Source organism: Caldithrix abyssi DSM 13497, from assembly GCF_001886815.1.
GTDB classification, from domain to species: Bacteria; Calditrichota; Calditrichia; order Calditrichales; family Calditrichaceae; genus Caldithrix; species Caldithrix abyssi.
In genome coordinates this window covers 172,507-184,525 of record NZ_CP018099.1, presented here as the reverse complement: position 1 = coordinate 184,525, position 12,019 = coordinate 172,507, and the positions used below count along the sequence as shown (strand labels likewise).

Below are 12,019 nucleotides of genomic sequence, written 5' to 3'. Positions count from 1 at the left end.
AGGGATTCATAGACTTTTAGTTTAATGTGCGCACCGAATGCAACATAAGCAAAGGCATTCATCAAGTTTTGGCCAGTCAATCCGATCGTAGTAAATTACCATTACAAAAAAGGGAAGGTCATGCAGGCATTTTTTGATCACAAGGCAAAAATCATTTGCACCATCGGGCCAGCCAGCGAAGATGAAGATACGCTAAGAAAGATCATCCAGGCCGGAATGGACGTGGCCCGCTTAAACTTTTCGCACGGTACGCATGAAGAACACCGCCAAAAAATCGAACGCATCCGCAAAGTCGCGGCAGCTCTGGGCAAGCCAGTGGCCATTATGCAGGACTTGCAGGGCCCCAAGATTCGCATTGGCCGTTTTAAAAATCCGCCGGTCAACCTGAAGCCGGGTAACACCTTTACCATTACCACACGCCCGATTTTAGGCGACCAGAGCCAGGTGAGCACCACCTACCAGAATTTGCCAAATGACGTTAAGCCCGGCGATGTTATTCTTGTAAACGATGGTCTCATCAAACTACGCGTTCAATCTAAAAACGCCACAGATGTTGTTTGCGAGGTCGTCAATGGCGGCAGCCTTTACGACAGGCGCGGCATTAACCTGCCCGGCGTACACATTTCCGAGCCTTCTTTAACCGATAAAGACAAAGAAGATGTGTTGTTCGGCCTTCAACAGGGCATCGATTATGTGGCGCTTTCTTTCGTAAGGGACGCCGAAAGCATTCACGAACTCAGGGCATTCATGGGAGAGCGGGCCGTCCCCATCATTGCCAAGCTGGAAAAGCCCGAAGCGCTGGAAAATTTAGAGGCCATTATCGATGCCAGCGACGGCGTGATGGTTGCTCGGGGCGATCTGGGCGTGGAAATTTCTACCGAAAAGGTGCCTTCGGTGCAAAAAACGATCATCGAAAAATGTATGTTAAAAAACAAACCCGTGATCACCGCCACGCAAATGCTGGACTCCATGATGGTGCATCCCATCCCCACCCGCGCCGAGGCTGCCGACGTGGCCAATGCCATTTATGATGGCAGCGACGCCGTCATGCTCTCCGGTGAAACCGCTTTTGGCAGCTACCCTATAGAATCCGTTAAAACAATGAACAATATCATTAAAGAAAGCGAAAAGCACCAACAGTTTTTCAGACTGAAGCCGGACGACCGGATTGAAAATCTTTTACAGGATTTTCCTACTTCCGTGTGTCACTCTGCCTATCACAGCGCCTTTGAAATTAAGGCCAGATTTATTGTTGTTTTGACACGCAGCGGGTTTACGGCATTGAAAATGTCTAATTTCCGGCCTGAAGCGCCGATTCTGGCCTTAACCACTTCTCCCCATACCTATCGAAAAATGAGTCTTTACTGGGGCGTTGTTCCGGTACTCATTGAAAACGAGCTTTTTTTAACGGAAGATCTTTCCGAGCTGGAACAAATGTTAAAAAGCGGCAACTGGGTTAAGCGCTCCGATCGGCTGGTTATTATTGCCGGTTCCAGCCGGCAGCAGGGCGGCACAAATCTTTTGCGTCTGCACCAGGTTAGTTAAGCGCTACGTGATCGGTAAAAAATGGGGGGATAATCTTAAGGCGAAGAGGGTGTCTCAAAAGCGATATTAAATGTATATATATGCGAAATATAGAAAAAAGTTAACAATAACCCTCACCTCCTTTCCCCCTCTCCCGAAGTCGGGAGAGGGGGAATTAAAGGGGGTGAGGGAAAGAAAAAATTTATAAAAATACATTGTCTTTGACTTTTGGGACAGCCCCTTCTTTTACCTTAAAGATTTAAAAACAGAATGGCCAGGCTGCCGCTCAAAAGCGCCTGTAATCCCGCCGAATTTAATTTCTCATTCCAGATGATGTAGGACCCAAGAGTTGTCAGCAATATAATACCCAGGTTGACCGTTGGATAAACGATAACGCCCGGCAATGCATGAAGCGCATTGATCATGAAAAATGCGCTGAACATGTTTGGAATGCCCAGCGCCAATCCCAGAGTAAAAGCCGCACGGTCTAATTTAATGTTTTGAACATAAACGATTAAAAAGGTGTAAATGAATGCGCTGCCAAAAATGACCAGCAAAAAGAACGATTTTTCCGAAACGCCGCGCCAGTTCTGAAAAATTTTCAGGCTGAAATCATTAATCCCAATACCCAGCCATAAAACAAACAGGTAAAAAAAATCGGGCCAATGAATGGCTCTGGTTTGCCGATTCTTTAACGATTGATAAAAAAACCAGAGGGTCAGGGCAACTAAAGCCAGCCCAACCGTCTGCCAAAAACCAGGCAATTCATCAAATAAAACCATGGACAAAAGAACCGGAATGGCCACCGAAAGTCGCGCGCTAACCGTCGCAAGCGAAGCCCCAGAAGCTGCCACGGCTTTTGTAAACGCAAAAAACGAAAAAACAAACAATCCGCCCAGGGGCAGGCCCAAAACAAGGCTTTGCCAGCTCGCCGGTTGCCCGGGAGTGTTTTTCCAGAAGAAAAGAGAGATGGCCGCCGCAACCAGATAGTTGCCCAACAATAAATAAATGGCAGACGCCTTTAAAGCGTCATTCCACTTAAGAATGAGCGCAATAGCGGTTGAACACAGAATCGTTAACCCAACATAAGCCATCGTTCTTCAATTCAAAAAACTGCTGTAAGCCCTAAACCAATCATCTGAGCCAACGGTCGGTGTGGAAAACCAGATCAGAACATTTTCATCCACAAAAACAAAATGCGTTTGCCCCATGCCATAACAACGATAAACTTGCCGTCCATCCAGCTCTATGACTTCTCCTCCAATAAAAACGGAATTTTCAGGAGAGATTTTTTTTACCATTCGTTGCCAGTCTTCTTCGGCCAGTGACCTGCTCTGGTAATGCGTTAAATAAAGCGTCATCTCCTTATGCCCGCTTTTGTAAAAGGCAATCTCATTGTTTTGAGGCGCCACCTGATTTAAATGCAAACGATTGATAAACTCCCGCGCTTCCTCTCCATCGATCTTTTTTACCAGGGTAAATTCTTTGATGGCCTGAGGAATATATTTATCCTCATTTTTTGCGCACAAAATAAAGAAGATACTACTTAACCCTACCAATAAAATCTGTCTTGCTCGCATAATTTTCCTTTTATGTTAGTTTAACTTTTCCGGTAAAAGCACCGCTCGTAAATATCGTTTTTTATTCAGTAACTCTTTCGCCATCTGGTGTACATCTTGCAATGTAATCGAGCGGTAAATATCATCCATCCGTAAAACATGATCGAACGGAATTTGATGAAACAATGAATAGTGCAAACGTGAACGCCAGAAACCGTTTTGTTTCAACCCTTCTTCATAATCTTTTAAATACATTTCACGCACTTTTTGTAAATCCTTTTCCTGCGGGCCAAATTGAAGCAGGCTGTCGATCTGTTGAAAAACATCTGCGGTCAGCTCTTCCACGCGCTTTGGATCACAGGAAAAGCGGATCAATAGCTCATAGCGCTGTCGGGGAATATGGTAAAATTTTCCGCGTACGCTAATGCTGTAGGTGCCGCTTTCTGCCTCACGAATTCGCTCGCGCAATTTAATTTCTAAAATGTCGGCCATAAACAGTCCTTTGCGCACATTTTCAAACGACCAGTTAAAGGGCCCGCTGAAGATAATGGTATTAACGCTTTTAGGATCAACGCCCTTGTAAAGCCGTTTTTCGACCACCTGATCGGGCGGGGTATAATCCTGGCTGCCCCATTTCTCTCTTTCCTCATGGCCAGGAATACCGCCGATGTAAGTTTCAAGCAACGGCCGGATCGTCTCCGGCTTAAAGCTGCCGACAAAAATAAAGGTAAAATCGCCCGGATTATCAAAGCGCTGACGGTAAAAATCTGCCGCCGGCTTCAACCGGATGCGCGAAAGCGTTTGTTCGTTAACTGGCAAATAACGGGGATGGCGCTGAGTTAGCCACACAATCAGCGAATCGTTGTAAACCGCTTCCGGATCCAGCTCTTTGTTTTTTAACCAGCTTTTCTGGCGAGCTATCAGCGATTGAAAGGCCGTGGAGTCGAAACGGGGCGATACAAAATTCAGGTAAACCATTTGCAGCAGGCTCTCAAAATCCTTTACGGAAGAAGAGCCGTTAAATTCCTCCGTATCTTTGGAAATACCGGCATTTAAACGAACGACTTTGCCTGCCAGAAACTTGCGCAATTGAATGCGATTGAACTTACCCAGTCCCGATGCGCTGGCAATGGCCGAACTGAATCTGGCCGAATCGTAAATGCTGTCGGGCGCCAGCGAATATCCGCCAAAGCTAAAACCATTCATCAAAATTTCGTCGTTTTTAAAATCGGTCGGTTTTAGCAGAATACGCGCTCCGTTGCTTAAGCGCCATTCAATAACGCCAATATCGGAATGATTGATCTCTTTTACCACGCTGCCGGGAGTAATCTGCTTATCGACCAACTGTTTGGCAATCTTTTGATCCACATAAGGGGCGATCTTCATCGTATCCACCGCGGCCAGAATGGTCTTCAAAGTATCTTCAGTGGGAAAGTACACGCCCTCTTTGTCCGGCCCCATCACGGCAATGACGCGATCGGGGTTTTGCAACAGTTCTCCGGTCAGTTGATTGATCTCGGCAAGGGATATTCCCGGCAGGATTTGTTTGACAATCTCAAATTCTTTTTCAATGCCCGGCACCGATTCCATGTACAGAACATGGCGCGTGTATTCTTCAATCAATTTTTTAGAATTTTGTTTATCTCGTTCATTAAATGCTTTTTTTAGATAACTCAAAATGGACTTTTTCTGGCGTTCCAGCTCAGAAGGCGTAAAGCCGTGCTCCAGGGCTCGTCTGGACTCGATTAACAGCGTTTTGTAACCAGAAAGAATATCTTCGCTACGCGCCGCGCAGGCAATGGTAAAAATCTCTTTAGTCTGAACCAGGCGCATCATGGAACTGTACGCATAGTTAAAGGGCGGATTCGGCCTGGAGGTGTATTCCTGCAGTCGTTTGCTCAGCATCTGGCTGATCATGCTCTCCATCAAACTTTTGCGGTAATCTGCCACAACGCGCGCCGTGTCCGGGTCTCTTTTGTAATCGATCTCAATCTGCGCCACCGGCAATTCAGGATCTTTAGCCAGGCTAAAAATGGTCCGGTTTTGCGGCGGCACCGGATAATAGACGCGTTCGGGAGCATTCGGCGGATTCTGCAGGTTCGAAAAATGTTCCAGCGTTAAATCTTTAAGTGTTTGCGGATCGAAATCGCCAACCACAATAACGGCCATCAATTCCGGCCGGTACCACTTTTTGTAAAAATTGAGAGGAACCTCATGCGGAAAAGTCTCCAGAATTTCTTTTTTACCGATGGGCAGGCGTTTTGCGTAACGAGATTCTTTAAATAAAACGGGCAAAAATTGATCACGCACACGCTGATACGCGCCGCGCCCTCTGCGCCATTCTTCAATGACCACGCCCCGCTCACGGTCGATTTCTTGCGGATCGTAGAGCACATTGTGCGCCCAGTCTTCCACTATCTGAAAGGCCTGACGAATTAAGGGCAATGAATCGGTGGGCACTTCCAGCATGTAAACGGTTTGATCGAAGCTGGTGTAAGCGTTGAGGTCCGCGCCAAAACGCATGCCAATAGACTCCAGAAAATCGATCAACTCCTGTTTTTTGAAATGCTTTGTGCCGTTAAAGGCCATGTGCTCGCAAAAATGAGCAATGCCCTGCTCATTATCTTCTTCCACCACCGAACCGATTTTAACAACCAGACGCAAAAACAACCGTTTTTCGGGCTTGGCGTTTTGTTTGATTAAATACGTCAAACCGTTCGGCAACTGTCCTTTAATAATGGTGGTGTCAAAAGGCAGAGGCGTGTTTAAGGAAAATGCGTTTTGTTGTTCTGACTTTTCTGCCGCATAGTCTTGCTTTAGATGCGCGCAGCTGGACATCACCAATAAAGAGATGATTGCCCAGAATAGAAAATATTTTTTCATAAAAACGACTCCTTTGTTAAGTATATTTGATTTTACGAAATTTCCGGATTTTAAGACAAATAAAAATTCAAAGGCGTTCACTTTTATGCAGCAAAAACAGACTTACCGCAGGTTGAACGCCGCTAAAAAAATATTGCGCAAGGCGGTAAAAACTTCTAACTTGATGGCCTTAAAAAATAGGAGGTTACCATGAAGCGAACGTTATTTTTAATTCTTTTCTTTTTTGCCTTTGCTCTGGCCCAAAAAGCGCCTTTTAGCATTGAGGCTCTTTACAAAATCAAAAACGTGTCTCAACTGCAGATTTCACCAGACGGCAAACAGATCGTTTTTGTGGCGACCTCCTACAATCTGCACAAAGGCGCTTCCAATTCCGAACTGTACCTGATGAACATGGACGGCAGCAAATTAAGACGCCTGACCTTCAATCCTGCTTCCGATTTTTCTCCACGCTGGTCGCCGGACGGTCAGCAAATCCTTTTTGTCTCCACGCGCAAAAACGGCGCGCAGGCCTGGGTTATTTCCGCTTCCGGCGGCGAGGCCCGACGTCTGACCGATTTTCCCATGGGCGTTCAGGATGTAAAATGGCGCAGCGCCGACCAAATTATCTTTGTCAGCGAGGTATTCCCGGAATGCGGCGCCGATCCAGAATGCAATGAAGAAATCGAACAAAGCATGAAAAACGGCCCGCTGCAGGCGCACATGGCCGACGCCCTGCTCTACCGGCACTGGACATCTTACAAAGACGGCAAACGAAACCATCTGATCCTTTTCGACTTGAAGTCTAAAAAATATACCGATATCACGCCCGGCGATTACGACTACCCGCCCTTGTGGGGCGGATTCGACGTTTCACCCGACGGCCGCTTTGTTTGTGTGGAAGCAAAGCTGGTTCCCGATCCGGCCAGCTCCACCAATAATGATTTAATTTTGATCGATCTTGAATCCGGGCAAAAAGAAAATCTAACTCAAGACAATCCGGCCTACGACGGCAAGCCTGTTTTTTCTCCTGATGGCCGCTGGATTGCCTTTCAAACGCAAAAAATCCCCGGTTTTGAGTCCGATTTAAAACGCCTGGCCGTTTACGACTTAAAGAACAAAACCGTTAAAATCTTAAGCGAGTCATTAAACAACTGGACAGACTCTTACCGCTGGTCGGCCGATTCAAGGTACATTTACTTTCGCGTTCACGAAAAAGGCCGCTACCCCATTTATCGCGTTGAAGTAAAAAACGGCAAAATCGCAAAAATAGCCGATCTTAAAACCATTACGAGCTACGACATCGATCCGCAAAACAAGTGGCTTGTTGCCAGCCGGAATAGCATTACCGAGCCTTCGGAACTGGCGCGTATTAAAATCAAAAGGGCGGCGAAAAACAAAAAAGCACAGCGCCTGACCTTTTTTAACAAGGCCATCGAAGATTCCGTCGATATTCGGCCGGCCATGGAGCTGTGGATATCCTCGCCCACCGGCCGTAAAATCCATACTTTTGTCATTACGCCGCATAACTTTGATCCTTCCCAAAAATATCCGTTAATTTTAAACGTGCACGGCGGCCCGCAGTACCAGTGGGCCGATGCCTTCCGCGGCGACTGGCAGGTTTACCCCGGCGCGGGCTATGTGGTGGCCTTTCCCAACCCCCATGGTTCAACCGGCTACGGCCAGGAGTTCACCAGCGCCATTTCGCAGGACTGGGAGGGTAAGGTCTATCAGGACATCATGGCCGTAACCGATTCTCTGGCCCGTCTGTCTTTTGTCGATTCCGCCAGAATGGGCGCCATGGGCTGGTCGTGGGGCGGCTACATGATGATGTGGCTGGAGGGCCACACCACGCGTTTTAAAGCGTTGGCCGCCATGATGGGCGTTTACAATCTGCCGGCCATGTACGGCGCTACCGAGGAGCTGTGGTTCCCCGAATGGGATCTGGGCGGAACGCCATGGGATAATCCACAATACTACCGCAAAGCTTCGCCCCATAATTACGTTAAAAACTTTAAAACGCCCTGTCTGGTCATTACCGGAGAAAAGGACTACCGCGTGCCTTACACACAAAGCCTTGAATTTTTTACCGGATTGCAGAAAATGGGCGTGCCTTCGCGTCTGATTGTTTTTAAAAACGACGGCCACTGGCCCAATTACGTTAAATCGATGCCTTTTTACTACAACGCGCATCTGGACTGGTTTCATAAATTTCTGGGCGGGGAACCCGCGCCTTACGATATGGTTAAAATGTTACGCAATCAGGCCTTTAAGGATGAAGACAAGGAATAACAATCAATAGCGGACAGGCAAGTTTTGCAGCAAACATCGTTTATGTTACATAAAAAAACGAACGAAAGAGTAAAAGATGAAATACAGTCAATTTAACCGCAGTGTGCTGGCCAATGCCTTTAATTTTTACGCCAGAACTCTGACCTATCCCTATGACGAGCTGACGCACGAGTTGCAGCACATTTTCAGAGAGATGGAAAAAAACATCGAAAACGCCTTTGACAACACCATCACGGCGCGCATTTTAGACATCATCAACCACTATCAGGGCGAAGAGATGAAAGCTCTGCAGGCCGAGTACACGCGCCTGTTTACCCCGCGCAAGGAAATTCCGCCGGTCATCTCTTTACAACTGCAAGATTGGACGCCCATGCACGATCTTTCGGAATTAGAAGAGCTTCTGTTTGATATCGGCGTTTCCCAGTACAGCGGCGAGCATCCCGACTTTGTGACCCATGTTCTGGAATATTTTGCTTCGGCGCTGGATTACGAAGAAGAGCCATCAATCTTAAATTTTTATGAAAAGTTTTTAAAAGAACCGATTCCCAAATTGTGCGCGACCATTTACCAGAAAACCACGCTCACTTTTTACAAGGAAATTGCCAAAGGTCTGCATGACTTAATTCACCTGATGGCAGAGGCGCAGGAAGCGCCGGATATTGATTCAATCGATTTAGAATAACATATGGCCATTCGTATTGAAAACAACGATATTTACCTGGCGGTTCGCGATCTGGTGCATTACCCGCCAGATCAACCTCTAATTTCTTCTTTCCCGCTGCCCCAGCGCGGCGTTTTAGGGCAAAAGGCGCACAGACGCGTGCAGGAATCCAAACAAAAACATTTCGGATTGTTCCACCGTGAATTTACGGTAAATCGCGCATACGCCTACCGCGACTTCACCTTTCACATTCAGGGGCGAATCGACGGCGTTTACCAGTTGTCCGACCGTATGGAAATCGAAGAGATTAAGTCGGTCATCCTGCGGCCGGCAGAATTTAAACGGTTGCAGATCGAGCGCTACCCGCATTTCAGCGAACAGCTGCTGTTTTACGCCTACCTGCTGCAAGATTCCTTTGATGGGCTGGAAGTTCAAACTTTTTTAATCCTGGTTAATTTGATCAACAATCAACAGCGCTCGTTCCCCATTGTTTACAATCGAATGCAGGTAGAGCGCATGCTGCAGGTGCGTTTTGAAGAAATTGTACAGCGCATCCTGGATGAACGCCAGAAGCTGGCCGAACGTCAGGCTTTAATCCGCAAAATTCAATTCGATCTGCCGGAAGAACGTCCTCAGCAACAAATGATGATGGACGAAGTTCGGCAGGCGCTGGAGTCGGGCGCGCATTTAATGGCTTCCGCGCCCACGGGCACGGGAAAAACCGCCGCGGCGCTCTATCCGGCCATTCGCCACGCCTATTTGAACAATAAAAAGATCTTTTTTATCACCTCCAAAACAACGCAGCAGCGCATCGCCGTTGAAACTGTTCTGCCGCTTATTGCCCAGGGCCTGCCTTTAAAGGCCATGGTCATTACCGCTTCCGAAAAGATGTGCTTAAACGATGTTTTTTTCTGCCATCCGTCTTTTTGTCCTTACATTAAAGATTACAATCAGCGGCTTCTTTCCAGCAATCTTTTGCCCAATTTGCTGGCCAACGATTTTATTGATCCGGCAGCGATCTCTTCGGCGGCGGCCGGGGCGCAACTCTGCCCGTTTGAAGTCAGCATGGATTTACTGGCGCATGTGGATTTGATCATCGGCGATTACAATTACGTTTTCGATCCGGCGGCTCAGTTGCGTAGGTTGTTCATGAGCAAAGATTTTTCGGACTGGATTTTGATCATCGACGAAGCGCACAACCTGTACGAGCGGGGCATGAACTACCTTTCTCCGCAGATTGAACGCCGCAAACTGGCCGAATTGATCGCCTTTACCGCTCAACAGCGCGCCAGAGTTTACCGGGATTTAACCAGCGGGCTGAAAGAATTCAAATCCATGCTCGATCAACTGCAGCGCGAGGGCGAGCTGAATTACGAGCATCAGCAGTATTTTTTAACCCAGCTCGATCTTAAGCAATTAGACGAAGCTTTTAAACAATTTGAAGCGGCTTTCATCCGCTATTTGATCTACAAAATCCGCGCAAAAAAACTGATTGTGGACGACCCCCTGGAAGCGATTTTCTATCAACTGCGCCGTTTCGTACGGGTGGCTCATATCGAAGACCGCGCTTTTGTCGCCTTTTTCAACGCCATGAACGACGGCGTTCTGCACATCCAGTGCTGCGATCCTTCCCACTACCTGGGCGAGATCATCGACCGCTTTCATGGCGTGATCGCCATGTCGGCCACCCTGGATCCCATGGAATTCTACCGAAACCTGCTGGGTTTTTCCGCGGTGCGCACACGCTTTCTGCAGCTCGATTCTCCCTTTCCTCTGGAAAACCGTAAGCTGATTATTGTACCGGGCATCTCCACACGCTATAAAGACCGCCTGCGCAACGCGCCTAAAATCGCTGAGATCATCCGCAATACCATCTCCGTTAAACCGGGCAACTATCTGGTTTTTTTCCCCAGCTTTGAATTTTTACAACTGGTTAATGTGTTTTTGAATCAGATACCGGGCGAAAAAATCATCCAGAAACCGGGCATGAAGGCAAAAGAACGCGATGAGACGCTGGATAAGTTACGAGCCGGCCAAGCGCCCCATCTGCTTATGGCCGTGATGGGCGGCATTTTTAGCGAAGGCGTAGATTTTAGCGGCAACATGGCCATTGGCGTGATTGTAATCGGCCCGGCCCTCCCCCAGGTGAGCTTTGAACGCGAGCTCCTGCGTCAATATTACGAAGAAACCTACCACATGGGCGAAGAATACGCTTACATTTATCCGGGCATGAATAAGGTTATTCAGGCCGTGGGACGCCTGATTCGCTCTGCGACGGACAAAGGCGTTGTGCTGCTCATTGGCGATCGCTTTGCCGACGAGCGTTTTAATCTGCTGCTGCCCGATTATTGGTTCCGCAAAGAAGACGATGTGGAAATTACCAGCGACTACCTGAAGGCCCTTAAAAATTTCTGGCAAAAAATGGATCGCGCCGATTAATCCCGGAAATGAAAAAAATCTTTAATCACCTCTCAGAGACGCTGACTCATGATAATCTTTTAAAACGAACGCCAATCCACTTAACCAGTTAAAAAACAAAAATAATTTTAAATTTCGTTGAACTTTTGCAGGGGCTTCCCCGTATAATAGACGTGGTTAAAAAGCGACATATTATTAAAGGTTTGATTTTAAAAGGCCGAATATAATATGTGAAACGCATAGCTCCTCCTCCCAAAGGGTCAGTGTTAAGCAAAAACTTACACTGACCCTTTCTTTTTTTATTGCGCATCTGCCCATTATTCTTTAAAATATCTGAAATGGAAGGAGGCTTGAATGCTTAGAAACATGTTAATCCGGCTTTTTATCAACGCTGCCGCCCTGTGGTTTACGGATGTTTTATTTAGTGGAATTCATTTTGAGAGCACCGGCGCTCTGGTGGGGGCGGCCATTGTTTTTGGTATTTTAAACACCTTTATCAAGCCCATTTTGCTTATCTTTACCCTGCCCCTGAATTTACTGACCTTGGGACTTTTTACCTTAATAATTAATGCGATCATTCTGGAGTTAACGGACTTTTTTGTGGATAGCTTTTATGTTTCGGGGTTTGGCGTGGCCATCTTAGCCGCGCTGGTAATCAGTATTGTGAGCGTGATTTTGCAGTCTATTTTAGGCGAAGATTAAAAAT

General features: G+C 47.1%; 8 protein-coding genes. 5 read left to right on the top strand and 3 right to left on the bottom strand.

Annotation, left to right across the window (positions count from 1 at the left end):
* Positions 1–120 precede the first annotated feature (120 nt).
* Positions 121–1,545 carry a pyruvate kinase gene (gene pyk, locus Cabys_RS00725; RefSeq protein WP_006927427.1) on the top strand — a complete coding sequence of 475 codons (1,425 nt, stop codon included), beginning with the start codon at positions 121–123 and terminating at the stop codon, positions 1,543–1,545.
* A gap of 230 nt (positions 1,546–1,775) precedes the next feature.
* On the opposite strand, the gene Cabys_RS00720 is transcribed toward pyk, so the two are convergent.
* From Cabys_RS00720 to Cabys_RS00710, 3 genes are read right to left on the bottom strand one after another with little or no spacing between them, the layout of a single operon-like run.
* Positions 1,776–2,618 carry a hypothetical protein gene (locus tag Cabys_RS00720; RefSeq protein ID WP_006927429.1) on the bottom strand — a complete coding sequence of 281 codons (843 nt, stop codon included), beginning with the start codon at positions 2,616–2,618 and terminating at the stop codon, positions 1,776–1,778.
* A 6-nt stretch (positions 2,619–2,624) separates the two neighbouring features.
* A complete protein-coding gene (locus Cabys_RS00715) occupies positions 2,625–3,104 on the bottom strand; it encodes a hypothetical protein (protein WP_006927431.1) in 480 nt (159 codons plus the stop codon).
* Positions 3,105–3,119: 15 nt separating this feature from the next.
* Complete coding sequence (locus tag Cabys_RS00710) at positions 3,120–5,966, bottom strand: M16 family metallopeptidase (protein ID WP_006927433.1); 2,847 nt, start codon at positions 5,964–5,966, stop codon at positions 3,120–3,122.
* A gap of 189 nt (positions 5,967–6,155) precedes the next feature.
* Here Cabys_RS00710 and Cabys_RS00700 point away from each other — a divergent pair, with 189 nt between their 5' ends.
* The 4 genes from Cabys_RS00700 (at position 6,156) to Cabys_RS00685 (ending at position 12,015) form a co-directional block, all read left to right on the top strand.
* Positions 6,156–8,234, top strand: coding sequence for a S9 family peptidase (locus Cabys_RS00700; RefSeq protein ID WP_006927434.1), 2,079 nt, complete (start codon positions 6,156–6,158; stop codon positions 8,232–8,234).
* A 76-nt stretch (positions 8,235–8,310) separates the two neighbouring features.
* Positions 8,311–8,916: a nitrate reductase molybdenum cofactor assembly chaperone gene (locus Cabys_RS00695; protein WP_006927435.1), complete on the top strand. Its 606-nt coding sequence runs from the start codon at positions 8,311–8,313 to the stop codon at positions 8,914–8,916.
* Between the two features lie 3 nt (positions 8,917–8,919).
* Positions 8,920–11,334 carry an ATP-dependent DNA helicase gene (locus Cabys_RS00690; RefSeq protein WP_006927436.1) on the top strand — a complete coding sequence of 805 codons (2,415 nt, stop codon included), beginning with the start codon at positions 8,920–8,922 and terminating at the stop codon, positions 11,332–11,334.
* A 333-nt stretch (positions 11,335–11,667) separates the two neighbouring features.
* Positions 11,668–12,015, top strand: a complete 348-nt coding sequence (locus Cabys_RS00685) for a phage holin family protein (RefSeq protein WP_006927437.1) — start codon at positions 11,668–11,670, stop codon at positions 12,013–12,015.
* Positions 12,016–12,019: the final 4 nt, after the last annotated feature.

What these genes read in the sequence shown, in the direction of transcription:
- pyk (WP_006927427.1), top strand. Translation starts at nt 121, where the DNA reads ATGCAGGCATTTTTTGATCACAAGGCAAAAATCATTTGCACCATCGGG.
- Cabys_RS00720 (WP_006927429.1), bottom strand. Translation starts at nt 2,618, where the DNA reads ATGGCTTATGTTGGGTTAACGATTCTGTGTTCAACCGCTATTGCGCTC.
- Cabys_RS00715 (WP_006927431.1), bottom strand. Translation starts at nt 3,104, where the DNA reads ATGCGAGCAAGACAGATTTTATTGGTAGGGTTAAGTAGTATCTTCTTT.
- Cabys_RS00710 (WP_006927433.1), bottom strand. Translation starts at nt 5,966, where the DNA reads ATGAAAAAATATTTTCTATTCTGGGCAATCATCTCTTTATTGGTGATG.
- Cabys_RS00700 (WP_006927434.1), top strand. Translation starts at nt 6,156, where the DNA reads ATGAAGCGAACGTTATTTTTAATTCTTTTCTTTTTTGCCTTTGCTCTG.
- Cabys_RS00695 (WP_006927435.1), top strand. Translation starts at nt 8,311, where the DNA reads ATGAAATACAGTCAATTTAACCGCAGTGTGCTGGCCAATGCCTTTAAT.
- Cabys_RS00690 (WP_006927436.1), top strand. Translation starts at nt 8,920, where the DNA reads ATGGCCATTCGTATTGAAAACAACGATATTTACCTGGCGGTTCGCGAT.
- Cabys_RS00685 (WP_006927437.1), top strand. Translation starts at nt 11,668, where the DNA reads ATGCTTAGAAACATGTTAATCCGGCTTTTTATCAACGCTGCCGCCCTG.